This is a genomic window from Streptomyces sp. NPDC006235 (genome assembly GCF_040613735.1).
Classification (GTDB): domain Bacteria; phylum Actinomycetota; class Actinomycetes; order Streptomycetales; family Streptomycetaceae; genus Streptomyces.
The window spans coordinates 369946-396679 of sequence record NZ_JBEXSR010000001.1 but is presented as its reverse complement, the minus strand read 5'-3'; the positions used below and the strand labels follow the sequence as shown (position 1 = coordinate 396679).

Sequence of the window (26734 nt, the reverse complement as noted above, 5' to 3'; positions counted from 1 at the left end):
CGGCCCCTCCACCGAATGCTCGGAGGAGGACGTGATTCAGCCTTGCCGAATCACCAGTCTGCCACCCTGCCGCCGGGCCACGACCTTGCCGGGGAGGTTGATGGCACCCTGACCGCGCCAGCCGGTGATCAACCGGTCGACTTCCTCGAGGTGCCGGGCGAACAGCGAACCGGCCGGGGCACCGGCTGCGATGGCGGCCCGGCGCAGCACTCGGCGGCGTACGGCGGGCGGCAGGGCGTAGAGCTTGGCGCACTCCAGTTGCCCGGCGGCGTCGCGGACGGTGGCCTCGGCCTGGGTCGCCCAGGAGTCGAGGGCGTCGGCGTCGTCGCGGGAGAGCTGGGCCGTACGGGCGAGGGCCTCGACGACGCCCTTGCCGAGGGCCTTCTCCAGGGCGGGCAGGCCCTCGTGGCGCAGCCGGGAGCGGGTGTAGGCCGGGTCGGCGTTGTGGGGGTCGTCCCAGACGGGCAGGGACTGGACCATGCAGGCCTTGCGGGCGGTCTGCCGGTCGAGTTCCAGGAAGGGCCGCCGGTAACGGCCGCCGGCCCCCGAGACCGCGGCCATTCCGGACAGGGAGCGGACCCCGGAGCCCCGGGCGAGACCCAGCAGGACGGTTTCGGCCTGGTCGTCCCGGGTGTGGCCGAGCAGGACCGCGGCGGCGCCGTGGCGTTCGGCGGCGGTGTCGAGTGCGGCGTAGCGGGCGTCGCGGGCGGCGGCTTCGGGCCCGCCCGCGCGGCCGACGGTCACGGCGACGGAGTCGACCGGGTCGAGGCCGAGTTCGCGCAGGCGCAGGACGACTTCCGCGGCCCGTACGTCGGAGCCGGGCTGGAGGCCGTGGTCGACGGTCACGCCGCCGGCTCTGATGCCGAGCTTGGGGGACTCGAAGGCGAGGGCGGAGGCGAGGGCCATGGAGTCGGCGCCGCCGGAGCATGCCACGAGCACGAGCGGCGGGGGCGGCGGCTCGTGCGAGAGGGCGTGCGGGAGTGCGGCGGTGGTGCGGTGTTCGGTGAGGAGGTCGTGGAGGACGCGGCGGACCGCCAGGCGTATCGCCGCGACCGCAGGATGGGGACCCATGTCCGGTTCCCTTCATGAAGTTTTCGGGGGGTGAACCCGAGTGTCGGTCACGCAGAGTGTGTAGATGGTGACAGAACCGGGCCGTTCCCCGAGCATTGCACGCCTACCCCTCGCTCACGGTCCCTCGGACGGGTGATTGGAGGGGCGTTCGCCTGCCGTCGGCCCGTTTCCTTTCACGACTTCCCGCCGTAGTTCACTACTCGGTCCTGCGGTGCACCCGCGCGATCCAGTCCGCCGGTTTGGCGATCTCCGTCTTGGTGGGGAGGGTGTTGGGCGAGGTCCACACGCGGTTGAAGCCGTCCATGCCGACCTCGTCGACGACGGCCCGTACGAAGCGTTCGCCGTCCCGGTACTGGCGGAGCTTGGCGTCCAGGCCGAGCAGCTTGCGCAGGGCCAGGTCCAGGCGGGAGGCGCCCTTGGCACGGCGCTGCTGGAACTTCTCGCGGATCTCCCCGACGGTCGGCACGACGTCCGGTCCGACGCCGTCCATCACGAAGTCGGCGTGGCCCTCCAGCAGGGACATCACGGCCGTGAGGCGGCCGAGGATCTCGCGCTGGGCGGGCGTCTGCACGATCTCGACGAGGGAGCGGCCGCCGTCGTCCTCCTCGGCCTCGGGGCGGCCCCCGGCGAGGCTCTGCGCGGCCTCCCGTACGCGTTCCAGGACGGTCATGGGGTCGACGTCGGTCTCGCCCAGGAAGGACTGGATTTCACCCTCCAGGTGGTCCCGCAGCCAGGGCACGGCCGTGAACTGCGTGCGGTGCGTCTCCTCGTGCAGGCACACCCAGAGCCTGAAGTCGTGCGGGTCGACGTCGAGTTCGCGCTCCACGTGCACGATGTTCGGGGCGACGAGCAGGAGCCGGCCGCCGCCGTTCTCCCCGGCCGGGAGCTGGCGCGTGGCCGGGGCGAAGGTCTCGTACTGGCCGAGGACGCGGGAGGCCAGGAAGGACAGGAGCATGCCCAGCTCCACGCCGGTGACCTTGCCGCCGACGGCGCTCATGACCGCGCCGCCGGGTGTGTTGCCGCGCCGGTCCTGCATCTTGTCGAGCAGGGGCTTCAGCAGTTCCCGGAAGCCGGCGACGTTCGCCCGGATCCAGCCCGGGCGGTCGACGACCAGGACGGGGGTGTCCTGTCCCTCCTCCGTGCCCAGACGAGTGAAGCCCCGGACGTGTCCCTCCGAGGCCTTGGCATGCCGGCGCAGCTCCGCGACGACGGCCCGGGCCTCGTCGCGGCTGACGTCGGGGCCCGGCCGCACGAGCCGGGTCGCGGTCGCGACCGCGAGGTTCCAGTCGACCATGCCGGTTGAAGCACCACCGATGCTCGTCATGCGTCAACCGTACGTGAGCGCTGGCCGCTGGGGCAGGGCGGCGAGGGTTGGGGGTCGCCGGGTTCGTTTCTCGGGTGCTCGGCGGTGTGGCCGGCGTATGGGGTCGGCAGGGGCTGGGGTCTCTCGGCCGGCACTCGGCGTTGTCGGCCGTGCCCACCCGTTCCGCCCCAGCGGAACGACTGCCCACGGCTGGGCGGAACGGCTCCCCACGGCCAGGCGGTCGTTACCGGCAGCCGCAGGCCGCCAGGGTCGTTGCCGCCTTGTCCAGGGCCCTCTGGGCCGCTGCCGGGTCGGTCGTGTCGTTGGCCATGAAGGAGAAGGCCAGCAGGCGGCCGTCCTGGTCGACGACCGTGCCCGCGAGGGTGTTCACGCCGGTCAGGGTGCCTGTCTTGGCGCGGACGACGCCGGCTGCGCCGTCCGCGTAGCGGGTGGTCAGGGTGCCGGTGAAACCGGCCACGGGGAGGCCGGTGAGGGCCGGGCGGAGTTCGGGGTGGGCGGGGTCGGCCGCCTTGGCCAGGAGGGCCGTGAGGAGGCCGGCCGTCAGTCTGCCGCCGCGGTCCAGGCCGCTGCCGTCCTTGAAGGCGGCGCCCTTGAGGGGCAGGCCGAGCTTGCCGAGCCGGGCGTCGATCGCGCGGCCGGCGCCGGCGAAGTCGGCCCGGTGGCCCGTGGCGATCGCCGTCTGGCGGGCGAGGGCCTCGGCGATGTCGTTGTCGCTGTTGGTCAGCATCCGTTCGACGAGGGCCGAGAGCGGGGGTGAGGACACCGTGGCCAGGGTCTTCGCGCGGGCCGTGGCCTTCGACGGGCCGGGGGCCGTGGTCTTGATGCCGCGGGACTTCAGGAGGTCCCCGAAGCGGCGGGCCGCGTCCGCGGCCGGGTCGGTCACGCGGGTGACCGGGCCGCTGGTCGTGTCGTCCGTGCGGCCCTCGTCCACCATCAGGGGGCTGACGGGGGCGAGATTGGGGTTGACCCCGATCGGGTGTTTCTGGCTGCCCGCGTAGTGGGTCGTGTCGTAGGAGAGCGTCACGTCGCGGGGGCCGCGCTGGGCCAGGGCCGCGGCCGTCCGGTCGGCCAGGGTGCGCAGGCTCGCCGAGCCGTCGGAGGCCTCGCGGGCCGTGAGGGTGGGGTCGCCGCCGCCGACCAGGACGACTTCGTTCGTGTCGGGTTCGAGCGCGGCGCGGGTGGTGAGGCGGTGGTCGGCGCCCATCGCGGACAGCGCGGCGACCGCCGTGGCGATCTTCGTCGTGGAGGCCGGGGTGAGCGCGGCGTCCGGGTTCGTGCCGTACAGGCGCCTGCCGGTCGTGACGTCCACGACGGCCGCTGCCGGCCGGGGGCCGAGCGCCGGGTCCTTCAGCAGGGGCGTGAGGGTCTTCGTCAGCGCCTTGCCGTCCGGGGCGGACTTCACGGTGCTGACGCCGCCGAGGCCGGTCAGCACGGGCCCGGCGCTGGGGGCCGGCCGGGGCTGCGCGGGCGCGCCGGGGGCCCTGCCGTGATCTGTGCCACCCGTGCGGCCCAGGACCGCGGCGCGGTCCCGCTCGGCCGTACGCTGACCCGAGGAGTCCCAGGGGCCGGCGGCGGTCACCACACCGGCGGCCAGTGCGAGGCCGGCGGTGGCGGCGCCCGCGGTGTACTGCCAGTTCTTCGGCGTGGCCCGCGTGACCTGCGGTTTCCCGGTTCGGACGAGCCGCGCGACCCGTGGTTTCGCGGCCGCGGCGGCCCTGGCCAGGCGCGGTCGCAGGGCCTGCGAGATCCGCACCACGTGCGGCCTCGCGGCCCGCCAAGGACGCAGCTCCGGCACGACCACCAGCCCCTTTCGCGATCACACACCTGCGTGAGGGACACTTAACCACCAGAACTATGTGTTGATCATGGAGGAGCCACCGGTGGAGTTCGACGTCACGATCGAGATTCCGAAGGGTTCGCGCAACAAGTACGAGGTGGACCACGAGACCGGTCGGATCCGCCTGGACCGGCGCCTCTTCACCTCGACCAGCTACCCGGCCGACTACGGCTTCGTCGAGAACACCCTCGGCGAGGACGGCGACCCGCTGGACGCGCTGGTCATCCTGGACGAGCCGACGTTCCCCGGCTGCCTCATCCAGTGCCGTGCGATCGGCATGTTCCGGATGACGGACGAGGCCGGCGGCGACGACAAGCTGCTGTGCGTGCCGGCGCACGACCCGCGTGTGGAGCACCTGCGGGACATCCACCACGTGTCGGAGTTCGACCGCCTGGAGATCCAGCACTTCTTCGAGGTCTACAAGGACCTGGAGCCCGGCAAGTCGGTCGAGGGCGCCAACTGGGTGGGCCGGACGGACGCCGAGGCCGAGATCGAGCGGTCCTACAAGCGCTTCAAGGAGCAGGGCGGTCACTGACCCCTTCTGATGCTCACGGGCCGTACGCCTGCCGTGCGGCCCGTTGGCCTGTATGTGCGCATACTGAGGCTGGGGGTACTGAGGCTTACGTGTCGTACAGGGAGCGCCAGGCAGTGACGGACGCGGAGGACCGCAAGCCGAAGTCGGACGAGGCGAGGAGTGCGTTCCTGCCTCCGGCCGGGGCCGCCGTCGACGGGGACATGTCGACGACGTCGGAGTTCGCGATCCCGGAGGGGCTGGCCGTGCCCCGAACGACCGGTACGGAGTCGGAGACGACGTCCGAGTTCGTCTTCCCCAAGGGACTCGACGTCCCGCAGGCGCCCGCGGCGGAGCCGGAGGGTTCGGCGTTCAACCCGCCGAGGACCTACAGCGCCAAAAACGCCCCGCCCGCCTTCACGCCGCCGACCGGCATCCCCGTGATCAGTCTGACCAAGGACGTGCCCTGGCAGGACCGGATGCGCACGATGCTGCGGATGCCGGTGGCCGAGCGGCCCGCGCCGGAGCCCGCGCACAAGGCGGAGGAGGACGAGGGTCCGGCTGTTCCGCGTGTGCTCGACCTGACGCTGCGTATCGGTGAACTGCTGCTGGCGGGCGGCGAGGGCGCCGAGGACGTGGAGGCGGCGATGTTCGCCGTCTGCCGGTCCTACGGCCTGGACCGCTGCGAGCCGAACGTCACCTTCACCCTGCTGTCGATCTCCCACCAGCCGTCCCTGGTCGACGACCCCGTGACGGCGTCCCGGACGGTACGCCGCCGGGGCACCGACTACACGCGTCTGGCGGCCGTGTACCAGCTGGTGGACGACCTCAGCGACCCGGAGGCGCAGATCTCCCTGGAGGAGGCCTACGGGCGACTCGCCGAGATCCGCCGCAACCGGCACCCCTATCCCGGCTGGGTACTGACCGCCGCAAGCGGGCTGCTGGCGGGCTCGGCATCGGTGCTGGTCGGTGGTGACCTGATCGTCTTCTTCGCGGCTGTGCTGGGCGCGATGCTCGGCGACCGGCTGGCTTGGCTGTGCGCAGGGCGCGGGCTGCCGGAGTTCTACCAGTTCACGGTCGCCGCGACGCCTCCGGCCGCGATCGGGATCGCGCTGGCGCTGGCGCACGTGGATGTCGAGGCGTCCGCGGTGATCACTGGTGGGCTGTTCGCGCTGCTGCCCGGGCGGGCGTTGGTGGCGGGCGTGCAGGACGGTCTGACCGGCTACTACATCACGGCGTCCGCACGGCTGCTGGAAGTCATGTACTTCTTCGTGGGCATCGTCGTCGGAGTGCTGGTGATGCTCTACGTCGGCGTCCAGTTGGGCGCCCGCCTCACCCCCGAGGCGGCTCTGAATACCGATCCACGGCCGCTGTTGCAGATCGGCGCGTCGATGCTGTTGTCCCTGGCCTTCGCGATACTGCTTCAGCAGGAACGATCCACCGTGCTGGCGGTGACGTTGAACGGCGGTGTCGCGTGGTCGGTGTTCGGCGCGATGCACTACACGGGCGAATTCTCGCCGGTTGCCTCGACGGCGGTTGCGGCGGGGCTGGTGGGGCTGTTCGGGCAGTTGCTGTCCCGGTACCGGTTCGCGTCGGCGCTCCCGTACACGACGGCGGCCATCGGGCCCCTGCTGCCCGGTTCCGCGTCGTACTTCGGGCTGTTGTCGATCTCGCAGAACAATGTCGACGCGGGGCTGGTGTGGCTGTCGAAGGCCGCGGCGCTGGCGATGGCCATCGCGATCGGAGTGAACCTGGGAACGGAAATCTCGCGGCTATTCCTACGGATCGGGTCTGCCGAGAAGCGGCGGGCCGCCAAGCGGACCAGGGGTTTCTAGCGCCTCTGCCTGTGCTCGGGCTTCCTGTCCGTTGGCGGCCGCGAGTCGTCTGTCAGTAACCCCCGTTGTACGGGGGCTGGCCCCCGCCCTGCTGGGTGCCGTAGGGCTGCTGCTGGCCGTAGCCCGGGGCCTGGGGGTTCTGGCCGTAGTACTGCTGGTCGTTGTAACCGTTCGGGCTGCCGTACGGGGGCTGCTGCGGCTGCTGGTGGGGCTGCTGGGGGGGCTGGTCGTGCGGGGTGATGCGGCGGAGCTGGGTCGTCGCGTCGTCCATGACGGGATGGGGCTGGGCCGCCGGGGCCTCGGACGCGGCGCGCTTCTTCTTGGAACGGTCGCGGAGGTACTCGACGATGATCGGGACGACCGAGAGCAGGACGATCAGGATGAGGATCGACTCGACGTTCTTCTTGATGAAGTCGATCTGGCCGAGCCAGTAGCCCGCCAGGGTGACGCCGGTGCCCCAGGCGATGCCGCCGATGACGTTGTACGTGACGAACGTGCGGTACTTCATGCGGCCGGCGCCGGCCACGATGGGGGCGAAGGTGCGCACGATCGGGACGAAGCGGGCCAGGACGATCGCCTTGGGGCCGTACTTCTCCATGAACTCGTGGGCCTTGTCCAGGTTCTCCTGTTTGAAGAGCTTGGAGTTCGGCCTGTTGAAGAGCTTCGGGCCCAGGAACTTGCCGATCATGTAGCCCACTTGGTCGCCGGCGACCGCGGCGATCACGATGAGCGTGCAGACCAGCCACAGGGGCTGCGTGATGTAGGTGCCCTCGGCGACGAAGAGGCCCGCCGTGAACAGCAGGGAGTCGCCGGGCAGGAACGCGAAGAGACCCGACTCCGCGAAGACGATGAGCAGGATGCCCGGCAGGCTGAACGTCGAGATCAGGTAGTCCGGGCTGAGCCACTCGGGGCCGAGCGCAAGCGTGGTCACGGGGATGTGGCTCCTGCTGCTGGGGGTACGGGCTGGGGACTGACTGCTTCAAAGTATCAACGCAGCCGTCATGGACCAGGTTCCATGGGCGTACTCAGGATGCACTGTGCGCGGTCCCGGTCAAAGCTGTGAACCATGGGCATCGATGAATACGGCGGCGGACAAGGCCCTCGGCCCGACGTCCTCGTCGTCACCACGAACGACGTACCCGGCCACCGCGTGCAGGAAGTACTCGGCGAGGTCTTCGGACTGACCGTGCGCTCCCGGCACCTGGGGAGCCAGATCGGCGCCGGGCTGAAGTCGATGGTCGGCGGCGAGCTGCGCGGGCTCACCAAGACGCTCGTGCAGACCCGCAACCAGGCCATGGAACGACTCGTCGAACAGGCACGCGCGCGTGGAGCCAACGGCGTGCTCGCGTTCCGCTTCGACGTGACGGAGGCGGCGGACGTGGGCACCGAGGTGTGCGCGTACGGCACGGCGGTGGTCCTGGCCCGGGAGTGAGACCCCCGCGCCCGCGCGTTTCCGGTTTGTGGCGTTTGATCCCTTTATCGTGTGCCCGTGGTCGACACCGAGCAGCAGGCACCTTCCGTCACTCCGTCGACCCCCGCGTGCGTGCTGCTGCCGTCGGTCCTGCCCGCCGTGGCCGTCGGTGTGATGTCCAGCCTGCTCCTGGTGGGGGTGGAGGTCGCCGCCGAGGAACTCCAGGGCGTGCTGTGGACGACCGTGCCGGACGCCCTGGGCATCGGCCGGTACTCCGTGACGTGGATGTTCGCGATGCTCGTCGCGACCGGTGTCGCCGTCGGGCTGGTGGTGTGGAAGGTGCCGGGGCACGCGGGACCGGATCCAGCGACCTTGGGGCTGGACGCGCCGGTCCTGCCGCCCGTGGTGCTGCCGGGGCTGCTGCTGGCGACCGCGCTGACGCTGGCCGGCGGGCCGAGCCTGGGCCCCGAGAACCCGATCATCGCCGTGAACGTCGGCCTGGCGGTCTGGCTGGGCAGCCGGGCCGTTCCCCAGGCGCCGGGCCGGATCTGGCCGGCCCTGGCGGAGGCGGCGACGATCGGCGCGCTGTTCGGCACGCCCGTGGCGGCCGCCCTGGTGATCTCCGAGGTGCTGTCCCGGCAGGAGACGCGCGGTCTGCTCTGGGACAACCTCTTCGCGCCGCTGACCGCCGCCGCGGCCGGTGCTCTGACCGCCACGCTGATCGACCGCCCGAGCTTCGACCTGGACCTGCCGCCCTTCGGCCGGCCGGGCTGGGCGGACCTGCTGGCGGCCGTCGTGGTCGCCGCGGCGGGCGCGCTGCTCGGCATGTGCGCCGTGCGCGCGCTCCCGTACGTCCACGGTGTCTTCCGCCGGCTGCGGCACCCGATGCTGATGCTCCCGGCGGGCGGGGTCGTGCTGGGTGCTCTCGCGGCCCTGGGCGGCCATCTGACGCTGTTCAAGGGGCTCGACGAGGTCGCCGAGCTGGCACACGACCCGGACGGCTGGTCGGCCGGGGAGTTCGCCGTCATGACGGTGGTGAAGCTGGCCGCGCTGCTCGTCGCCGCGTCCTGCGGGTTCCGCGGCGGGCGCATCTTCCCGGCCGTGTTCGCCGGCACGGCCCTCGGGCTGTGCGCGCACGCCCTGGTGTCCGGGGTGCATCCGTCGGTGGGAGTGTCCGCCGGTGTGCTCGGGATGCTGCTGGCCATCACCCGGCAGGGCTGGATCAGCCTGTTCGTCGCCGCGGTGCTGATCGACGCGCCGGAGATCCTCGCCCTGCTCTGCATCGCCTCGCTGCCGGCCTGGCTGCTGGTGACGGGCCGCCCGCAGATGCAGCTCCGGCCGGACGGGACGCCGGTCCGATGACCCGCCTTCTCCCCCACCACCCCTTCTGGAGTCCCTCATGCCCCTGAACGAAGGCCCCCGCCAGACCGGCGAACGCCGCCTGTCCGTCAACCCCTTCTACGGCCCCGCCAATCCGGTCGGCGACATGGCCGAGGCCCCGCCCACGCACCGGCTCCCGGACCAGCCCATGGCGCCGATGACGGCCCATCAGCTGGTGCGCGACGAGCTGATGCTCGACGGCAACGCGCGGCTGAACCTCGCCACCTTCGTCACCACCTGGATGGAGCCGGAGGCCGGGGTGCTGATGGCGGAGTGCCGGGACAAGAACATGATCGACAAGGACGAGTACCCGCGCACGGCCGAACTGGAGCGGCGGTGCGTGGCGATGCTCGCCGACCTGTGGCACGCGCCCGATCCGGCAGCGGCCGTGGGCTGTTCGACGACCGGGTCGAGCGAGGCGTGCATGCTCGCCGGGATGGCGCTGAAGCGGCGCTGGGCGCGGCGTAACGCCGACCGGTACCCGGGGGCGCGGCCCAATCTGGTGATGGGCGTGAACGTGCAGGTCTGCTGGGAGAAGTTCTGCACCTTCTGGGAGGTCGAGGCCCGGCTGGTCCCCATGGAGGGCGAGCGGTTCCACCTGGACCCGCAGGCCGCGGCCGAGCTGTGCGACGAGAACACCATCGGGGTCGTCGGCATCCTGGGCTCGACCTTCGACGGGTCCTACGAGCCGGTCGCCGAGCTGTGCGCGGCGCTGGACGCGGTGCAGGAGCGGACGGGGCTCGACATCCCCGTGCATGTCGACGGGGCGTCCGGCGCCATGGTCGCGCCGTTCCTCGACGAGGACCTGGTGTGGGACTTCCGGCTGCCGAGGGTGGCGTCGATCAACACCTCGGGGCACAAGTACGGGCTCGTCTACCCGGGCGTCGGCTGGGCCCTGTGGCGGGACGCTCAGGCGCTGCCGGAGGAGCTGGTGTTCCGGGTGAACTACCTGGGCGGCGACATGCCGACGTTCGCGCTCAACTTCTCCCGGCCGGGCGCGCAGGTCGTGGCGCAGTACTACACGTTCCTGCGGCTGGGCCGGGAGGGCTACCGGGCCGTGCAGCAGGCCGCGCGGGACGTGGCCACGGGCATGGCCGCGCGGATCGAGGCGCTGGGCGACTTCCGGCTGCTGACCCGGGGCGAGGAGTTGCCGGTGTTCGCCTTCACGACCGCGCCGGACGTGACGTCGTACGACGTCTTCGACGTCTCGCGGCGGCTGCGCGAGAGCGGCTGGCTGGTGCCCGCGTACACCTTCCCGGCCAACCGCGAGGACCTGTCCGTGCTGCGGGTGGTGTGCCGCAACGGGTTCTCGGCGGACCTCGCCGAGCTCCTCACACAGGACCTGGAACGCCTGCTGCCGGAGCTGCGCCGGCAGCCGCGCCCCTTCACGCAGGACAAGGGCGCGGCGACCGGGTTCCATCACTAGCGGCTCAGCCGCCCGAACCTCCGTACCGCCAGCGGGAAGAAGACCGCCAGCAGGGCCAGGGGCCAGACGAGAGCCGCCCACACGTGCCCGGGCTCCGCGCCGGGGCTGCCGAACAGGTCCCGTACGGCCGTGGCCGTGTGGGACATCGGGTTCCACTCGACGACCGTGCCGAGCCAGCCGGGCATGGTGTCGGGCAGGGCCAGGGCGTTGGAGAGGAAGCCGACCGGCCAGACCAGGATCTGCACGGCCTGGACCATCTCCGGCTTCCCGGCCACCAGCGCCAGGTGGATGCCGATCCACAGCATGGCGAACCGGAACAGGAGCAGCAGGCCCACGGCGCCCAGGAAGGCCGCCGCGGTCCCGTGGGTCCGCCAGCCGAGGGCGGCGCCCACGCCGATGAGGACCACCAGGGCCATCGCCGACTGGAGCATGTCCGCGGCCGAACGGCCCACCAGCACCGCTCCGCTGGTCATGGGCATGGAGCGGAAGCGGTCGATGACGCCCTTGTCGAGGTCCCGGGTGACGGCGATCATGGTGCCCTCCAGGCCGAACGCCATGGTGAGCGCGAGCATGCCGGGGATCAGGTAGTCGCGGTACTCGCCGCCCACGCCCCGGCCGCCGCCGACCAGGTAGCCGAACATGAGCAGCAGCATCACCGGGAAGACGAGGTTGACGACCAGCTGGACCGGCTGCCGTCCCCAGCGGGCGAGTTCGCGGCGGGTCATGGTCCAGGAGTCGGTCAGGGCGTGGACGGTCACGCGGCCTCCTTCACTCGGCGGTCGTCTCCGGTGAGGTGCAGGAACACCTCGTCCAGCGTCGGGCGGCGCAGGGCGATGTCCTCCGCCTCGATCCCGGCCTCCTGAAGGGCCCGGACGACCCCGGAGAGGGCCTCCATGCGGTCGGTCACCGGGGCGCTCAGCAGGCGACGGTCGGTGTCGACGCTGACCCCGCCGAGGGGCAGCAGGGCGACGGCAGCGCCCAGTTGGCCGGCGTCGCGCAGGACCACGTCGATGCGGTCGCCGCCGGTCTCGGCCTTCAGCTCGTCCGCCGTGCCCTCGGCGATGACCCGGCCGGCGTCGACGACCGAGATGCGGTCGGCGAGCTGGTCGGCCTCCTCCAGGTACTGCGTGGTGAGCAGGACCGTCGTACCGCCGCCGACCAGGGAGCGGACGGAGTCCCACACCTCGGCCCGGCCGCGCGGGTCGAGGCCGGTGGTCGGCTCGTCCAGGAACAGCACCTCCGGTTCGGTGATCAGGGAGGCCGCGAGGTCCAGTCGGCGCCGCATGCCGCCGCTGTACTGCCGGACCGCCTTGCGGCCGGTGTCGGCCAGGCCGAAGCGCTCCAGGAGCTCGTCGGCACGCGCGCGTGCCCGCCGCGCGCCCAGGTGGTGCAGCCGGCCGAACAGCTCCAGGTTCTGCCGGCCGCCGAGCTCCTCGTCGAGCGCGGCGTGCTGGCCGAGCAGGCCGATGCGCAGCCGCACGGCGTACGCCTCGCGCACCACGTCGTGTCCGGCCACCTCGATCCGGCCCGCGTCGGGGCGCAGCAGGGTGGACAGGATCCTCACCAGGGTGGTCTTGCCCGCGCCGTTGGGGCCGAGCACCCCGTGCACCGTGCCGCGCGCGACCGTGAGGTCGAGCCCGTCCAGGGCCTTCTTGTCGCCGTATCTCTTCTCCGCGCCTTCGACGGTGATCGCCGTGTCGGCCACAGGGACTCCCTCGCTAGTCAAACTTGACTACATGCTCGAACGTAACCCCGCCCGAGCCATTCGTCAAATTTGATTAGAGCGCGTCCCCGGGGTGCGGCTCCCCCGTGGCGTACGGGTTCTCCTCACCCTCGGCCAGGATCCCGACGAACGGGTCGCCCTCGTCGGCGAAGGTGTAGGCGCCGCCCTCGATGCGCTCGATGAGACCGCGGGTCCACTCGGCCTCGGAGTCGGCCGTGTGGACCCACATGTTCATGATCTCGCCGATGTGGCCCAGCCGGCCGGGCCCCTCCTCGGGGACGTAGTGCTCCAGGACGGAGGCCCGCCACTGCTCGATCCGCAGGGTGCGCTCCTTCAGCAGCGCGACCGCCTCGGCGCGCGGCAGGTCGACGATGAAGCCGACGGCCGCCGTCTTCGCGTCCGCGCGCTGGTCATAGGTGACCAGCGCCTCCCGCAGCAGCCGGAAGTACTCCTCGCTGCCCGGCCCGGTGACCTCGTACTCGGTGCGCGGCGGGCCGCCGGCCGTGGACGGGGCGGTCTCGTGCGCGTGCAGCAGGCCCTGCTTCGCCATCTGCTTCATGGCGTGGTAGATCGAGCCGGGCTTGGCCGTGGACCACTCGTGCGCGCCCCAGTACTCCAGGTCGTTGCGCACCTGGTAGCCGTGGGCGCGGCCGTGCATGCGGACCGCGCCGAGCACGAGGAGGCGGATCGTTGACATGCGGCCAAGGTTATGCCTCGGCCACCCCCCGCTGTTCCTCGGCCACCAGCTCGAAAGCCGTCCGGCCGTCGAGCGACTCGCGGATGACGTCGGCGTGGCCGGCGTGCCGGGCCGTCTCGCGGATCAGGTGCAGGCACAGCCAGCGCATGGAGACCCGCCCGTCCGGCGGGAACCAGGGCTGGGGCGGCAGCGCGAAGGTGTCGTCGAGGCTCGGCACCGAGCGGATGAAGGCCTCCGTCTCCGCGGCGACCTTCTCCCAGTACGCCAGCTGCGACTCGACGGTCTCGTCCCTCACCAGCCGGAAGCACTCGTGCCAGTTGCTCTGGTCCCGCTCGACGGCCGGCGGCTCGCCCTTGGCCAGGGCGAGCCACAACTGCTCGACCTCGACGACGTGCTTGAGCAGCCCGGCGAGCGACAGCTCACTGGCGCTGGGCGTGCTCATGGCCTGCTCGTCGGTCAGACCCAGCACCGCCCGCCGGATGCCGCCGCGCTGCTCCTCGATGAAGGAAAGCAGCGCTCCGCGCTCGTCGCCGTGTGCCTCCGCGGGAACGTGAGTGACCATGACCGCCGCCTTTCGTCGGACCGGGGGCCTCTTCCCCCTGACACCGACGAAGCTACGCACCCTTGCGGTCAGTTTCTGTCCGCAAGGACAGCCGCTCTTAGCGAGAGAGCCCTCCAGTCCGACAGCGGGCCGAGCACCAACCGCCCGGCCCGCCCGTCGTCTGGGATGCCGACGCCGTCCGCGACGACGTGCGCGAATACATCGTCGAGCACCTCCATGACGAGGCAGCGATGCTGGTCGTCGACGAGACCGGCGACGTGAAGAAGGGCGCCGACACGGTCGGGGTCCAGCACCAGCACCAGCACACCGGAACGGCCGGGCGGATCGAGAACTCCCGGGTCGCCGTCCACCTCGTCTACGCCGACGAGCGGGGACACGCGGCGGTGGACCGAGAGCTGTACATCCCGCGCTCCTGGAAGTGCCCATCCGGATTGCTGTCGGGCAGCCCGAAACCGCGCACGGCTCTGGAGGGACTGGGCATCAGAAGCCCCCTAGGTCCTCGCGGTGGCCTGTTCCGCTGGACGCGCCGGAGATAGCGCTGTGGATGACGCCGGATCAAGAAGGACTCCAGCTGATCCATCACAGCGACCGCGGCTCGCAGGCCGAGATCAGGCCGTACCGGCCGCAGTACTCGGAGCCGTCGGCGAGCATCGCCCCGTAGGGGCCGACGGGCGCCGCCCCCCACAGCGGGGCTCTGCCTGGACCCGGTGCGCGCTCTCGCGAACCATGCCCACGCTCGCGGCGATTGCTCGGCCGCCCGCGCACGCCAGCCTCACACCAGGCGAGATGCGCCTCGGCGATCGCCTCGGGCCGCTCGGCGAGCAGCCGCGTCGGCCACAGCTCGTCGCTCAGGTCGTGCCCGGCGGAATCCAACTGGTTGGACATGCCGCCGACGGCAGTCGAAGCGCGGGTGTGAGCGGCCCGCCATGTCCGGTATGTGGGAGGCCTGTGGTGACGGCGCCGTGTACGGCCCCGTGAGGTGACGAACGCGGCCGGCCACCCCGGGCCGGCCCCGCCGGTCCGTCCTCAGCAGGTCAAGCGGCGCTCGGCGCTCTCGTAGGTGGCGAGGTTGGAGTCGACGCCCACGACGGTCTTGTAGGTGTAGGTGCCGGAACCCGTGCACTTCCAATACGCGATCTTGGAGCCGCTCTCGAGCGGGGTCCAGTCCATCTCCTCCCAGCCGTACCAGCGGTGGCGCAGCAGGGATATCGTGGCGTCCCTGCACTTGCTGCTGGTCTTGCTGGCCGCGCCGATGATCTCACTGATGCCCTTGTAGGGGGCCGAGATCTTGTAGCAGCTCCGGTCCCAGTCCTCGGCGGAGGCCGGTGTGGCCGGCATCAGTAGCGTGGCCGCGCAGGCCAGAGCGACGGCGGCGCATGACTTTCCAGCGAACCCGAGAGTTCTCATGACAGAAGCTCCTGTCTGCGGGAATGTGGGGGGGATACAGGATGAAAGAATCCTTTCATCGGGGCCAAGACAAGATCAAGTCGGCGCGGCCATGTCTGGCTTTCCGTCAAAGTCCTGTGTCGCCCTGCCACTTGGCGTCGAACGGCGCGGCACGGCGCGGCACTGTGCGGCGTTTCCGTGCTGCGTCGGGCGGGGCCGGGCCCGGGTCCTGGCTCGCGGCCGCGTCCTGCCTCGCCCGACCCGTCGACCTCCCCGGACCGCACCCTTACCACCCGCTGAACAGCCCCAACCGCCACACCGGTATCCAGGCCCTCGACTGCAACCCCGACGGCGGCGGCGCTCCTTGACAAGCCATTCGGAGACGTCCTACGCGCACTCCTGCGGCGGGCGCGAACACCCGCCATGGGGGAGCTCACCTTCGGGACCGAGTTGGGCGCGGCTCTCGTCGCCTGGAGCGAGGCGGCTTCAGGCCACTGACAAGGTCGGCCCTCATGGCCCGAACACCCTCAGAACGGGAAGCCGCTCCGGCCGTGCTGCACGGAGATCCACTTCAGCGTGGTGAAGGAGTCCAGCATCGTGTCGCCGTTGAGCCGGCCGAGGCCCGAGTGCTTCTCGCCGCCGAAGGGGACGATCGGCTCGTCGTGGACGGTGCCGTCGTTCACGTGGAACATGCCCGTGTCGATCTGTTTGGCGAAGTTCACACCGCGCTCGATGTCCGCGGTGTGCACGGCGCCGCTCAGGCCGTACGGGGTGTCGTTGACGAGGCGGACGGCCTCCTCCTCGCCGTCGAACGGGACGAGGAACGCGACCGGGCCGAAGACCTCCTGCCGCAGCAGGGCCGAGTCGGCGGGCAGGCCGGTCAGCACGGACGGTTCGACGAGGTTGTCGGTCCGCCCGCCGCGCACCAGGGCCGTGGCGCCCTCGGCGAGGGCCTGCTCGACGACACCCGCGACGGCGTCCGCCTGCGAGGAGTTGATGACCGGGCCGATGACGGTCTCCGGGTCGCGCGGGTCGCCCGCCTTGAGGGTCTTCACCTTGGCGACGAACTTCTCGGTGAACTCGTCGGCGACGGACCGGTCGACCAGGACGCGGTTGGCGGCCATGCAGACCTGGCCCTGGTGGACGTACCGGCTGAAGACGGCCGCGTCGACCGCGTAGTCGATGTCGGCGTCGTCGAGGACCACCAGCGCGCTGTTGCCGCCCAGTTCGAGGACGGAGCGCTTGAACTGCCGGGCGCAGACGGTCGCCACGTGCCGGCCGACCTGGTCGGAGCCGGTGAAGGAGATGACCTTGGGCACCGGGTGTTCGAGGAAGGCGTCGCCGATCTCCGCGATGTCGGTGATGACGACGTTCAGCAGACCGCCGGGCAGCCCCGCGTCCTCGAAGAGCTTCGCGACCAGGGAGCCGCCGACGACCGGCGTGTTCTGGTGCGGCTTGAGCACCACGGCGTTGCCGAGCGCGAGCGCCGGGGCGACGGACTTGATCGAGAGCAGGAACGGGAAGTTGAAGGGGCTGATCACGCCCACGACACCGACCGGCACGCGGTAGACGCGGTTCTCCTTGCCGTCCACCGGCGAGGGCAGGATCCGGCCCTCGGGGCGCAGCGCCAGCTGGACCGCCTCGCGCAGGAACTCCTTGGCGAGGTGCAGTTCGAAGGCGGCCTTCAGGCGCGTCCCGCCGAGTTCGGCGGTGATCGCCTCGGATATCTCGGCCTCGCGCTCCTCGATGAGCCGCAGGGCCTTGTCGAAGACGGCACGCCGGGCGTAGGGGTTGGTCGCGGCCCACTGCTTCTGGGCCCGGGCGGCCGCCCGGTACGCCTGATCGACCTCGTCGACCGTGGCTATGGTGATCGACGCCAGCTTCTCGTCGTCGTACGGGTTGAAGTCGATGATGTCCCAGGAGCCGGTACCCGGGCGCCACTCACCGTCGATGTACTGCTGTGCAAGGTCGGTGAAATAGGACGACGACATGTGATCCCTCGATCCCTAGCAGACCCTCGATCGCGTCTTCACGATCTGATCACACGTCATCGTACTGATGTTTAAGGCGAGTTGGGGGCTTCAGGAGAGCTGGAGGAGCCCTCGGAGGAGATCCCGGCTCTCCGACGGGCCCGGGCTGTCGCTCTGGAGCTCCTTGAGCGCCTTCTCGTACTGGGCGACGTCCTCGGGCTTGTCCAGGTACAGCGCGCTGGTGAGCTGCTCCAGGTAGACGACGTCCGAGAGGTCCGACTCCGGGAAGCTGAGGATCGTGAACGCGCCACTTTCGCCGGAGTGGCCGCCGAGGCTGAACGGCACGACCTGGAGCCGCACGTTGGGCCGCTCGGAGACCTCGATGAGGTGCTGGAGCTGGCCGCGCATCACCTCGCGGTCGCCGTACGGACGGCGCAGGGCGGCCTCGTCCAGGATGATGTGGAAGTCGGGCGCACGCTCGTCGACGAGGTACTTCTGCCGCTCCAGACGCAGCGCCACGCGCCGCTCGACGTCGGCCTCGCTGGCGCCCTGCATGCCCCGCCGGACCACCGCGTGCGCGTACGCCTCGGTCTGGAGCAGGCCGTGCACGAACTGCACCTCGTACGCCCGGATCAGCGAGGCGGCGCCTTCCAGGCCGACGTAGGTGGGGAACCAGCTCGGCAGCACGTCCGAGTAACTGTGCCACCAGCCCGCGACGTTGGCCTCCTTCGCCAGGGACAGCAGGGAGGCGCGCTCCTGCTCGTCCGTGATGCCGTACAGCGTGAGCAGGTCCTCGACGTCCCTGGTCTTGAAGCTCACCCGGCCCAGCTCCATGCGGCTGATCTTCGACTCGGAGGCGCGGATCGAGTAGCCCGCCGCCTCGCGCGTGATGCCCCGAGCCTCACGCAGTCGCCTGAGTTGTGATCCGAGCAGCATGCGCCGCACCACCGATCCCGGCTCTCCCGCGCTCACGTTCGCCAGCCTCCCCAACCTCTTCAGGGGCCGAAGTCTGCCACTAAATCACTCCGAGCAGTACTCGTCCGGTTACGGAAACGGAATCGAGACAGGGGACGCACGCGCGCGGTTCCAAGAAGGACGCAAGAGAACGGGCAGACAGGGCTGTGAAGATGACGGAAAAATTGACCAACAAGCGGTACGGGACGACTCATTCCGGTCACCTGCACGTGCATCTGCCCTTGCATCTGCTGTACGCATCCGAAACCATGGTCCCGCACCACCGCCGCATCGCACCGACCGCGAATTCCCGGGAGTGCCTCGCATGGGGACGAATGGATCGACCATGCTCGAGCCTTTACGGCAGGGCCTTCCGCCGCTGGATCCCGCGGCCGTGTCCGACGCCGCCTCCTGCGCTCTGCCCGCCCGCTACGAAGCGGTGCGCGAAGCACGGCGGTTCACCCGCAGAACCCTCGACCAGTGGGACATGGGCGACCGTTTCGACGACGTCTGCCTGGTGGTCTCGGAACTGGTCACCAACGCCCTGCGGCACGGCCTGCCGGCGAGCGCCCACCGCGTCACCGGCCAGGAGCCGCCGGTGCGGCTGCACCTGATGCGGTGGACCGAGCGCCTGGTGTGCGCGGTGCGCGATCCCAGTCACGACAGCCCCGTCGCCCGGGAGACCGACGACTTCTCGGCCGAGTCGGGCCGGGGGCTGTTCCTCGTCGACTCCTTCAGCGACAGCTGGGGCTGGCATCCGCTCGCGGGCGCGCTCAGCGGCAAGGTGGTCTGGGCGCTGTTCCGGCTGCCGCGGGCCGACGCGGGGCCGCACGCGGAATGAGAAACCGCGGCGCTTCCTCGCGCCGCGGTTCTACGCGCGTCGCCGCGCATTGAGTACCGATTGCCCCGTTCCGTGAAGGTGATGCCGGGGCGTCAACCCCCCACCAGGTGGTCGAACTCGCCGTCCTTCACGCCCAGCAGCATGGCCTCGATCTCCGCACGGGTGTAGACCAGTGCGGGGCCGTCGGGAAAGCGCGAGTTGCGGACGGCCACGTCACCGCCCGGCAACCGGGCGAACTCCACGCACGAGCCCTGCGAGTTGCTGTGCCGGCTCTTCTGCCAGGCCACACCCCGCAGCCCGGCGGCCGCCATACCGTTGTACACGTCGTGGTCCACAGGTCGCTCCCCGGTGGTGCACTGGCTGGTGTGGCCATTGATGCAGCGGTCAACTGACCCGGATCATAGCCCTGTTCATGTGCAGATGCATGGGCAGATGCACGTGCACGGCGGGTGGTCCTCCGGTTACAGCTTTGACGACCGCTTTACCGAAAGCTCTTGCCTGTTTGACGGGACTGCCCGGCCGCGCGTTCCCGGCCACCGGCGGCGAAGTCGGCGGGTTCGGCGAAGGTGTCGTGGAGGCGGAGCATCCGCTCGGCGGCGGGGACGGGCACCGGTGCGGCGGCGAGACCGGAGAAGCGGGAGCTGGGGCGTGGGATCCAGGGCCTGGGGCGGGACCGTACGGCCTCCATGCGGAAGACGACCGCCGCCTGCGGGAGCAGGGAGAAATGGGCCGTGCGGAGGACGGTGACGTCCTCCGCGGGGCCGGTGCCGGGCTCCGACCATCGCCGGACCGGCGGTCGGCCGTCCGGCCCTGACGGACCGCCCGGCGTGCGCCCCGTGGGCCTCGGGACAGATGCATGGGGTTCCCCACCCGTCAAGCGTGGTGAACCTCACGCGGGTTGGGGGTCAGCGGCTGGCGTAGGGCAGCAGCGCCATCTCGCGCGCGTTCTTGATCGCCCGGGCCAGCTGCCGCTGCTGCTGGGCCGACACGCGGGTGACCCGGCGGCTGCGGATCTTGCCGCGGTCGGAGATGAACTTCCGCAGCAGGTCGGTGTCCTTGTAGTCGATGTACTCGATCCCGGCCTGGTCCAGCGGGTTGGGGCGGCTCTTGACGGGCTTGCGGTCGATCTTGCGGGGCATCGGGTCAGACCTCCAGGAGGGTGTCGAAGGCATGCGGCAGCCGCTGCCAGGCGTCGCGCCCGGCCGCGTACTCGGCGTCGGTCAGCAGGCAGGACTCCAGCAGCCGTTCCAGGCCGTCCCGGTCGAGGCCGGGCGAGGTGAAGACCAGGTGCTGGCCGCGGTCGCCGTGCTCGGGGTGCCAGTCCAGCGCGGCGGCGGCGCGGCGCACCGGCGGGACCATCTCCCAGGCCGCGTCCGGCAGGGAGGCGAGCCACGGTCCCGCGCTCTCCACGCACAGGGCCCCGCCCGCGGCGTCCCAGTGGAACAGCGTGTCCGGCTTGTCGGCGAGCCAGAACCGGCCCCGGCTGCGGGCGGCCGCGCAGGTCAGGTCCTCCAGGGCCGCGTAGAGCCGCTCCGGGTGGAAGGGGCGGCGCTGCTGCCAGACCAGGGTGGAGACGCCGTGCGCGTCGGCCTCGGCGGGGAGCAGGGCGCAGGCCGGGTGCTGGGCGGCCGCCGCCGACTCCACGTCGAAGCCGGCCAGGGCGGCCTCGGCCAGCGGGGAGAGCGGGCGGCGCCGCGGGGCCGGCACGGTCAGGCCGTCGGCCGTGTCCGCCGCGAAGACGCCGGGCGCGGGTGCGCCCGCCAGGTCGCCGTGGCCGATCGGGACCTGGCGGGCCGTCGGGTGCAGCTGCGCGAGCAGCTCGCGGTCCTCGTCGTCGGCCTCGGGCGACTCGGCGATCGCGAGGACGGGGGCGTACTCCAGCTGACGGGCGAAGGTGTCGGCGACCGTGCGCTGGTCGGTGGTGGCGGCGGCGAGACCGCCGTCGGCCAGGTCGTCGCCGTTGCCGAGGTAGGGCAGGACCAGGGCCGGGTCGACGGCGGTGATCACGCCGGTGACGGTGAGCCCGCCGGCCGTGACGACCTCGGCCATGGCCTTGGGCTCGACGGAGTCCCACAGCTCGACGACGGCCAGGGGCGTGCCCCCGGCGTCCGCGAGTCGCTCCAGCTCCGGGACCAGGTCCTCGCGCAGGGCGCAGCAGGCACAGTCGTTGACGAGCGGCGCCTGCCCCGCGTCCAGGACGCCGGTGGCGTCCCGGACGGTCCGTACGACCGTGCCGGCCGCGGCCGTCGCCAGGTCGTGGTGGAGCGCGACGCTGCCGGGCACGTCGGCGAGCAGCCGGGCCACGGCCGCCCTGCGGGCGTCGGCGTGCAGGCCGCCGACGATCACGACGGGAAGCCCAGAAGGGACAGCCACGGGTTCAGCCCTTCTTTCCGTACCGGCGCTCGAAGCGCTCGACGCGTCCCGCGGTGTCCAGGACGCGGGCGGTGCCGGTGTAGAAGGGGTGGCTGACGTCGGAGATCTCGACGTCGACGACCGGGTAGGTGTTGCCGTCCTCCCACTCGATCGTCTTCTCGCTCGTCATGGTCGAGCGGGTGAGGAACGCGTAGTTCGCGGCACGGTCGCGGAAGACGACGGGACCGTAGTCCGGGTGGATTCCCTCGCGCATGGTCAGCGCTCCTCTCGGAAGTCGACGTGGCGGCCGACGACCGGATCGAACTTGCGCAGGGTCAGTCGGTCCGGGTCGTTGCGACGGTTCTTGCGGGTCACGTAGGTGTAGCCGGTCCCGGCCGTGGACCGGAGCTTGATGACCGGCCGGAGTTCATTGCGTGCCATGCCGCTATGCTACTGAAAATGAATTCCATTTACATCTCCTGAGTCAGAGAGGTACGTCACCACATGTCCGCGCACTGCATGCTGACCGGCACCCAGCCCGGCTTCGGCAACCGCATCTCGCACTCCCACCGGCGCACGTCACGCCGGTTCGACCCCAACATCCAGTCCAAGCGCTACTGGCTGCCGAGCGAGGGCCGGTACGTACGCCTGCGGCTGAGCGCCAGGGCGATCAAGACCGTCGACACGATCGGAGTCGAGGCGGCCGTCGCCCGGATCCGCGCCCGGGGAGTGAAGGTCTGATGGCGAAGAAGAGCAAGATCGCGAAGAACGACAAGCGGCAGGAGGTCGTCGCGCGGTACGCCGCCCGGCGGGCCGAGCTGAAGGAGATCATCCGGCGCCCGTCGTCCACGGACGCCGAACGGCTCGCCGCGCAGGCGGAACTGCGCCGGCAGCCGCGCGACGCGAGCGCCACGCGGGTACGCAACCGAGACCAGGTGGACGGGCGTCCGCGCGGGTACTTCCGGGCGTTCGGGCTGTCCCGGGTGAGTCTGCGGGTGCAGGCGCATGCGGGGTATCTGCCGGGGGTGCGCAAGTCGTCCTGGTGAGGTGGGGGCTTGCCGGTAAGAGGCCCTCGGGGGTTCACCCCGGGGCCTCTTGACCCGTCCTGGTAGCTTGCTGCGGGTTCCGGCATGGGCCGGCGGGCTTCGCCGGGGCCGGTCGGACGGCTACAGGTTGGGGGCTTGCAGTGACTTCGGTGATCTTCTCGCGTCGCCCGGGAGCGAGTCGGCGGATGCCGGTGCGGGTCGCGGCGGCGGCCGCGGGACTGGCGGGCGTGCTCGTGCTGTCCGCGTGCAGCGGTGACGGCGGCTCCGGGGACGACTCGGCGTCCAGCCCTGCCCCGTCCGCCACGGCGTCCGCGGGAACGGGCGGCGACTCCGGCTCCGGCTCCGGTTCCGACGGGTCGGGCGCCGGCGAGCTCGCGGGCAGCTGGCTCGCCACGACCGGCGGCAAGGCCGTGGCCCTGGTGATCACCGGCAAGCAGGCCGCGCTCTTCGCCACCGGCGGCAGCGTGTGCAGCGGCACCGCGGGCGAGCAGTCCGGGATGCGGATGATCCGCCTGAAGTGCACGGACGGCTCCAAGGACCGGACGACCGGCATGGTCGACTCCGTGAACGGGAGGAGCCTGAAGGTCACCTGGGAGGGCGGCCTCGGGGCGGAGACGTACCAGAAGGCGGAGGGCGGGAAGCTGCCGACCGGGCTGCCGACGGCGGGCCTCGGGTAGGGAGCGCGCTTTTCACCGGGCGGGGATTCGGGGAGACCGCCCGGGCGGGTGGCCTGCCCGGGTGCGTGACGGGCCCCGCGTCCGGGATGATCCATGCGTCGGGACCACTCATCGCTGTCACGCACCCATCGTCGTCACACACCCGTCGCCATTACGCACCCATCGCCGTCACGCACCAGAGGACTTCATGCGCACCCTTCCTCCCCTCGCCCTGGCCGCCGCTCTTGCGACGACGCTCCTGCTGACCTCCTGCGACGACGGCAAGACCGGTGGCGACGACGTCAAGAACGCCGACCGGCCAGGTAGTTCGGCCTGTGCGATCGGTGATCTGGGCGTGGAGGTCGGGGCCGGTGCGGCCCCGGCGGCCGGGGACACGGGCAATGTGACCGTCACCCTCACCAACAAGGGCGGCGCGTGCACCCTGAAGGGCTTCCCCGCCGTCGACCTCCTGGCGGAGGACAGCACGACATCGGTGTCCCCGGAGCAGACCGCGAAGGCCCGGTCGCTCACCCTCGGGAAGGGCGGCACCACGTCCTTCACGATCACCTACGTCCGGGGCGAGGCGAACTCCTCGAAGAGCCTTCCCGTGCGGAAGGCGTCCTTCGCCCTGCCGGGCGCCACGACGGACGCACACGACCTGCCCTGGTCGTACGGTGAGGTCGCCCGGAGGGACGGGAGCAGCAGCGGCGGCGCGGCGGAGGCCTCGGTGAGCGGCTTCGAGTCCCCGGGCGACTGACGGCAGGTCGGCACGGCAGGTCAGCGCAGCGGCGGGCGGTGGTCCACCTGGGCGCGGTCCGCCGCCTGGGCGCCCTCCGCCCAGCCCGCCGCGTCGCGCACGCCGCGCAGGCGGGTCGTGGTCGTCTCCGGGAACATCCGGTCCAGCCGGCCGGTGACCGCCACGTCGCGGGAGGCGAGAACCGGGAGCAGGTCCTGAGTCACCTGGGTCTCGGCGGCAGCCGCCAGGCGGGTGCCGATGCGGTGGGCGTAGGCCGCGAGGAAGGACTGCCGGAACGTCTTGGTGCGTTTGCGGCCACCCGCCCGCTGGGCCGCCTCCGCCTTCGTCATCGCGGTCGTGGCCTGCACGAGGAGTGAGGTGTAGAGGAGTTCGACCGCTTCCAGGTCGGTTTCGAAGCCGACCACGGTGGAGAAGCCGAGGGGCTCGTTCCACACCGCACGGCAGTGGTTGGCGGCGGCGACGGCGTCCAGCAGCACCGCCTTGGCCTGCTCGTAGGGCGGTTCGACACCGATCCGGCAGGCCCCGGGCGTCTCGGGCGAGGGGGACCGGGCCGCGAGCAGCGCCTCGTCGACACTGTGCCGGGCCATCAGCTCCTGCGCCTTGGCGCTGAGCGCCTCCGCCTCCTCCGGGAACCCGGTGGCCTCGGCCTTGGCGAGCAGGGCGCGGATACGGCCGAGCATCCGGGACTCGGTCCTCGGCTCACCGGACGAGTCGTCGTGGGATCCGTCGAGGGACTCCAGGGCGGGCAGGCGCAGCAGCAGGCGGTACAGCTCCAGTACGGCGGTGGCGTGCGAGAAGCGGTCGGTGCGGGGCGGGGCGTCGGCGGGGAGCTCCGCGAGCTGCGCGTTCCAGCGGCGGCCGCGCGGGCGGTCTTGCGGACGGTCGTGCGAGCGGCCTTGCGGGCGGTCGTGCCGCGCCTGTGCGCGGATCAGTTCCGCCACCAGGTGGACGTGTACGTCGTCCAGTTCGCGCCGCACGATGCGTACGACGTCGGCCGGCTGCCAGCCGCGCCGCCAGGCCGCCGCCACGAACTCCGTACCGCGCCGGGCGAGTTCGGCGTCCGCCGCCGGGTCGGACGCGAGCAGGGACGCGCCGGTGTCGAGGGCCGTCTCGCTGGTGTCGTACAGGGCGGCTTCGAACGCGCGGTCGACGGTGGTGGGCGTACTCACGGGGCCGATGGTGCCACGCCGTCACGGGCGGTCCGGCATGCGCGACCTCGTACGTCTCACTCCGCGGAATTGGGTCGTCCGTGCGCGGCGGGGCTTCGAGCATGGCTCTCATGGTGGACATGTCTCTGTACGCGGCGTTCCTCGTCGCCGCCTTCGCGCTCTGCATCACCCCCGGCCCGGACATGATGTTCATCGTGGCGATGGGCGGCCGGGGCGGGCCCACCGCCGGGGTGATGGCGGCGTTCGGGGTGGCGTGCGCGATGCTCGTGCACGCGGTCGCGGCGGCGCTCGGCCTGTCGGCCCTGTTCACGGCGCTGCCGACGCTGTACCACGTGTTGCGCTGGGCGGGCGCGGCCTATCTGCTCTACCTGGCGGTGAAGGCGTTCCGCGACCGTTCGGTGCCGGGCGAGGAGGGGACCGGCAGCACGGGTCCGGGCATGCGGCGGGCGTTCTGGCAGGGCGCGATCACCAACCTGCTCAACCCCAAGGTGATCCTCTTCAACGTGGCGTTCCTGCCCCAGTTCGTGGACCCGTCGCTCGGCCATGTCCAGGGGCAGTTGATGCTGCTCGGGATCACGATCGTCGTGATGGGCTTCCTGTGGGACGGCAGCGTCGGCCTGCTCGCGGGGCGGCTGGCGGCTCTGCTGAAGCGCAGTGCGCGCGTGAACCGCTGGCTGAACATCGTCTCCGGGACGGTGTTCACGGGGCTGGCGGTGCGGTTGGTGGCGACTTCTCCGAAGTAGACGGCGGCGCCTGACGGCGGAGTGTCAACTCGCGGTTGACACCCGCCGGGGCGCAACCTACGGTTGACACATGACGACGAACCCCACCATCACGTCATCGGTGCGCCTCGACGATCTGATCGCGGCGATCAAGACGGTTCACCATGAACCCCTCGAACAGCTCCAGGACGCGGTGCTCGCCGCCGATCACCTCGGTGAGGTGGCCGACCACCTGATCGGCCACTTCGTGGACCAGGCCCGGCGTTCGGGCGCCTCCTGGACGGACATCGGCAAGAGCATGGGAGTCACGCGGCAGGCCGCGCAGAAGCGGTTCGTGCCGAAGGAGTCGGCCGACCTCGACCCGAGCCAGGGCTTCAACCGCTACACGCCCAGGGCCCGCAACACGGTGATGGCCGCGCACAACGCGGCCAAGTCCGCGCGCAACGCCGAGGGCGTGCCCGAGCACCTCGTCCTCGGTCTGCTGGCGGAGCCCGACGGACTCGCCGCGAAGGCGCTCGTCGAGCAGGGCGTGTCCCTCGACGCGGTCCGCGAGGCGGCGACCGCCGCACTGCCGCCGGCCGTCGAGGAGGCCCCGGAGCTCGTGCCGTACGGCCAGGCCGCCAAGAAGGTCCTGGAGCTCACCTTCCGCGAGGCCCTGCGCCTCGGCCACAACTACATCGGCACGGAGCACATCCTGCTCGCCCTGCTGGAACACGAGAACGGCGAGGGCGTCCTCAGCGGCCTGGGCATCGACAAGGAGCGGACCGAGCGGTACGTGGCCGAGGTGCTGGAGAAGATCGTGCAGGCCCAGAAGGACGCGACGGACGGTTCCTGAGCCCGCCGAGCGGTGACCAGGACCGGGGCAGGACGGCCATCGCGGCTGGGACGGCACCCCCTGCCGGGGCGAGGACCAGGCGGCCACCGTGCCCGGCGGCAGCGCCATGACCGGGACCGTGACAGCCACCATGGCCGGGGCGGCGACCGAGACCGTGACGGCCACCATGACCGGGACGGCAACCATATCCGGAGCGGCCACCATGACCGGGACGGCGACCGAACCGCGACGGCCACCATGACCGGGACGGCGACCATGGCCGGGGCGGC

At 71.4% G+C, this 26734-nt stretch carries 30 protein-coding genes and 2 pseudogenes; 13 read left to right on the top strand and 19 right to left on the bottom strand.

What is annotated here, in order from left to right; genetic code table 11:
* Window positions 1-36: 36 nt before the first annotated feature.
* The 3 genes from tilS to dacB form a co-directional block, all read right to left on the bottom strand.
* A complete protein-coding gene (gene tilS, locus ABZ192_RS01860) occupies window positions 37-1071 on the bottom strand; it encodes a tRNA lysidine(34) synthetase TilS (protein WP_356922551.1) in 1035 nt (344 codons plus the stop codon).
* Between the two features lie 196 nt (window positions 1072-1267).
* A complete protein-coding gene (locus tag ABZ192_RS01855; RefSeq protein ID WP_356922550.1) occupies window positions 1268-2395 on the bottom strand; it encodes a zinc-dependent metalloprotease in 1128 nt (375 codons plus the stop codon).
* A gap of 223 nt (window positions 2396-2618) precedes the next feature.
* Window positions 2619-4196: a D-alanyl-D-alanine carboxypeptidase/D-alanyl-D-alanine-endopeptidase gene (gene dacB, locus ABZ192_RS01850; RefSeq protein ID WP_356922549.1), complete on the bottom strand. Its 1578-nt coding sequence runs from the start codon at window positions 4194-4196 to the stop codon at window positions 2619-2621.
* 79 nt (window positions 4197-4275) lie between these two features.
* Between dacB and ABZ192_RS01845 the strand changes: the two genes are divergently transcribed.
* Together ABZ192_RS01845 and ABZ192_RS01840 are read left to right on the top strand one after the other, a co-directional pair.
* On the top strand, window positions 4276-4767 hold the full coding sequence (locus ABZ192_RS01845) for an inorganic diphosphatase (protein ID WP_003991985.1): 492 nt from the start codon (window positions 4276-4278) through the stop codon (window positions 4765-4767).
* A gap of 113 nt (window positions 4768-4880) precedes the next feature.
* Window positions 4881-6578 carry a threonine/serine exporter family protein gene (locus tag ABZ192_RS01840; protein WP_356922548.1) on the top strand — a complete coding sequence of 566 codons (1698 nt, stop codon included), beginning with the start codon at window positions 4881-4883 and terminating at the stop codon, window positions 6576-6578.
* 52 nt (window positions 6579-6630) lie between these two features.
* On the opposite strand, the gene ABZ192_RS01835 is transcribed toward ABZ192_RS01840, so the two are convergent.
* Complete coding sequence (locus tag ABZ192_RS01835) at window positions 6631-7509, bottom strand: VTT domain-containing protein (protein WP_356922547.1); 879 nt, start codon at window positions 7507-7509, stop codon at window positions 6631-6633.
* 135 nt (window positions 7510-7644) lie between these two features.
* Between ABZ192_RS01835 and ABZ192_RS01830 the strand changes: the two genes are divergently transcribed.
* From ABZ192_RS01830 to ABZ192_RS01820, 3 genes are read left to right on the top strand one after another with little or no spacing between them, the layout of a single operon-like run.
* Window positions 7645-8010 (top strand): YbjQ family protein, encoded by a 366-nt coding sequence (locus ABZ192_RS01830; protein WP_010044286.1) that lies wholly within the window; start codon window positions 7645-7647, stop codon window positions 8008-8010.
* Between the two features lie 57 nt (window positions 8011-8067).
* Window positions 8068-9351, top strand: coding sequence for an ion channel protein (locus ABZ192_RS01825; RefSeq protein ID WP_356922546.1), 1284 nt, complete (start codon window positions 8068-8070; stop codon window positions 9349-9351).
* A gap of 37 nt (window positions 9352-9388) precedes the next feature.
* Window positions 9389-10795, top strand: a complete 1407-nt coding sequence (locus tag ABZ192_RS01820; protein WP_356922545.1) for a glutamate decarboxylase — start codon at window positions 9389-9391, stop codon at window positions 10793-10795.
* Here ABZ192_RS01820 and ABZ192_RS01815 read toward each other — a convergent pair.
* From ABZ192_RS01815 to ABZ192_RS01800, 4 genes are all read right to left on the bottom strand, one after another.
* Window positions 10792-11553, bottom strand: a complete 762-nt coding sequence (locus ABZ192_RS01815; RefSeq protein ID WP_356922544.1) for an ABC transporter permease — start codon at window positions 11551-11553, stop codon at window positions 10792-10794. The genes ABZ192_RS01820 and ABZ192_RS01815 overlap by 4 nt on opposite strands.
* Window positions 11550-12500 carry an ATP-binding cassette domain-containing protein gene (locus ABZ192_RS01810; RefSeq protein ID WP_356922543.1) on the bottom strand — a complete coding sequence of 317 codons (951 nt, stop codon included), beginning with the start codon at window positions 12498-12500 and terminating at the stop codon, window positions 11550-11552. Before ABZ192_RS01810 ends, ABZ192_RS01815 begins: the two co-directional genes overlap by 4 nt.
* Window positions 12501-12573: 73 nt before the next feature.
* Entirely contained in the window at window positions 12574-13215 is a 642-nt protein-coding gene (locus ABZ192_RS01805) for a PadR family transcriptional regulator (protein ID WP_356922542.1), read from the bottom strand.
* Window positions 13216-13225: 10 nt separating this feature from the next.
* Complete coding sequence (locus tag ABZ192_RS01800; protein ID WP_355851839.1) at window positions 13226-13777, bottom strand: DinB family protein; 552 nt, start codon at window positions 13775-13777, stop codon at window positions 13226-13228.
* Window positions 13778-13938: 161 nt separating this feature from the next.
* Here ABZ192_RS01800 and ABZ192_RS01795 point away from each other — a divergent pair.
* Window positions 13939-14199: pseudogene (locus tag ABZ192_RS01795) on the top strand (transposase); the annotation flags it as partial.
* A gap of 187 nt (window positions 14200-14386) precedes the next feature.
* Here ABZ192_RS01795 and ABZ192_RS01790 read toward each other — a convergent pair.
* The 4 genes and pseudogenes from ABZ192_RS01790 to ABZ192_RS01775 all read right to left on the bottom strand — a co-directional run.
* Window positions 14387-14668: pseudogene (locus tag ABZ192_RS01790) on the bottom strand (homocysteine S-methyltransferase family protein); the annotation flags it as partial.
* Window positions 14669-14803: 135 nt separating this feature from the next.
* Entirely contained in the window at window positions 14804-15184 is a 381-nt protein-coding gene (locus ABZ192_RS01785) for a hypothetical protein (RefSeq protein WP_037668137.1), read from the bottom strand.
* A 506-nt stretch (window positions 15185-15690) separates the two neighbouring features.
* Window positions 15691-17154 carry an aldehyde dehydrogenase family protein gene (locus ABZ192_RS01780; RefSeq protein ID WP_356922541.1) on the bottom strand — a complete coding sequence of 488 codons (1464 nt, stop codon included), beginning with the start codon at window positions 17152-17154 and terminating at the stop codon, window positions 15691-15693.
* Window positions 17155-17244: 90 nt separating this feature from the next.
* On the bottom strand, window positions 17245-18069 hold the full coding sequence (locus tag ABZ192_RS01775; RefSeq protein ID WP_086847631.1) for a helix-turn-helix transcriptional regulator: 825 nt from the start codon (window positions 18067-18069) through the stop codon (window positions 17245-17247).
* 343 nt (window positions 18070-18412) lie between these two features.
* On the opposite strand from ABZ192_RS01775, the gene ABZ192_RS01770 reads away from it, so the two are divergent.
* Window positions 18413-18928: an ATP-binding protein gene (locus ABZ192_RS01770; protein WP_356922540.1), complete on the top strand. Its 516-nt coding sequence runs from the start codon at window positions 18413-18415 to the stop codon at window positions 18926-18928.
* Between the two features lie 92 nt (window positions 18929-19020).
* Here the strand turns inward: ABZ192_RS01770 and ABZ192_RS01765 are convergent, their stop codons facing one another.
* From ABZ192_RS01765 to rpmG, 6 genes are all read right to left on the bottom strand, one after another.
* Window positions 19021-19239, bottom strand: a complete 219-nt coding sequence (locus ABZ192_RS01765; protein ID WP_050810297.1) for a DUF397 domain-containing protein — start codon at window positions 19237-19239, stop codon at window positions 19021-19023.
* Between the two features lie 170 nt (window positions 19240-19409).
* Window positions 19410-19805 carry a hypothetical protein gene (locus tag ABZ192_RS01760; protein ID WP_356922539.1) on the bottom strand — a complete coding sequence of 132 codons (396 nt, stop codon included), beginning with the start codon at window positions 19803-19805 and terminating at the stop codon, window positions 19410-19412.
* Between the two features lie 28 nt (window positions 19806-19833).
* Window positions 19834-20067, bottom strand: coding sequence for a 30S ribosomal protein S18 (rpsR, locus tag ABZ192_RS01755; protein ID WP_356922538.1), 234 nt, complete (start codon window positions 20065-20067; stop codon window positions 19834-19836).
* A gap of 4 nt (window positions 20068-20071) precedes the next feature.
* Entirely contained in the window at window positions 20072-21301 is a 1230-nt protein-coding gene (locus ABZ192_RS01750; RefSeq protein ID WP_356922537.1) for a GTP-binding protein, read from the bottom strand.
* A gap of 4 nt (window positions 21302-21305) precedes the next feature.
* Window positions 21306-21554: a type B 50S ribosomal protein L31 gene (locus ABZ192_RS01745; protein ID WP_010044251.1), complete on the bottom strand. Its 249-nt coding sequence runs from the start codon at window positions 21552-21554 to the stop codon at window positions 21306-21308.
* A 2-nt stretch (window positions 21555-21556) separates the two neighbouring features.
* The gene (gene rpmG / locus ABZ192_RS01740; protein WP_010044249.1) at window positions 21557-21721 is read right to left on the bottom strand and encodes a 50S ribosomal protein L33; all 165 of its coding nucleotides are present in this window, start codon (window positions 21719-21721) and stop codon (window positions 21557-21559) included.
* Between the two features lie 63 nt (window positions 21722-21784).
* Here rpmG and rpmB point away from each other — a divergent pair, with 63 nt between their 5' ends.
* The 4 genes from rpmB (at window position 21785) to ABZ192_RS01720 (ending at window position 23739) form a co-directional block, all read left to right on the top strand.
* Window positions 21785-22021: a 50S ribosomal protein L28 gene (gene rpmB / locus ABZ192_RS01735; protein ID WP_086561587.1), complete on the top strand. Its 237-nt coding sequence runs from the start codon at window positions 21785-21787 to the stop codon at window positions 22019-22021.
* The gene (gene rpsN, locus ABZ192_RS01730; RefSeq protein WP_356922536.1) at window positions 22021-22326 is read left to right on the top strand and encodes a 30S ribosomal protein S14; all 306 of its coding nucleotides are present in this window, start codon (window positions 22021-22023) and stop codon (window positions 22324-22326) included. The genes rpmB and rpsN overlap by 1 nt, the downstream gene beginning before the upstream one ends.
* Window positions 22327-22511: 185 nt before the next feature.
* Window positions 22512-23003 (top strand): hypothetical protein, encoded by a 492-nt coding sequence (locus ABZ192_RS01725; protein ID WP_356922535.1) that lies wholly within the window; start codon window positions 22512-22514, stop codon window positions 23001-23003.
* A 187-nt stretch (window positions 23004-23190) separates the two neighbouring features.
* Window positions 23191-23739 (top strand): DUF4232 domain-containing protein, encoded by a 549-nt coding sequence (locus tag ABZ192_RS01720; RefSeq protein ID WP_356922534.1) that lies wholly within the window; start codon window positions 23191-23193, stop codon window positions 23737-23739.
* A gap of 20 nt (window positions 23740-23759) precedes the next feature.
* Here ABZ192_RS01720 and ABZ192_RS01715 read toward each other — a convergent pair whose 3' ends face one another.
* Window positions 23760-24908 (bottom strand): DUF2786 domain-containing protein, encoded by a 1149-nt coding sequence (locus ABZ192_RS01715; protein WP_356922533.1) that lies wholly within the window; start codon window positions 24906-24908, stop codon window positions 23760-23762.
* A gap of 110 nt (window positions 24909-25018) precedes the next feature.
* On the opposite strand from ABZ192_RS01715, the gene ABZ192_RS01710 reads away from it, so the two are divergent.
* Entirely contained in the window at window positions 25019-25651 is a 633-nt protein-coding gene (locus tag ABZ192_RS01710; protein ID WP_356922532.1) for a LysE family translocator, read from the top strand.
* Window positions 25652-25721: 70 nt separating this feature from the next.
* Window positions 25722-26465 (top strand): Clp protease N-terminal domain-containing protein, encoded by a 744-nt coding sequence (locus ABZ192_RS01705; RefSeq protein ID WP_356922531.1) that lies wholly within the window; start codon window positions 25722-25724, stop codon window positions 26463-26465.
* Window positions 26466-26734 lie beyond the last annotated feature (269 nt).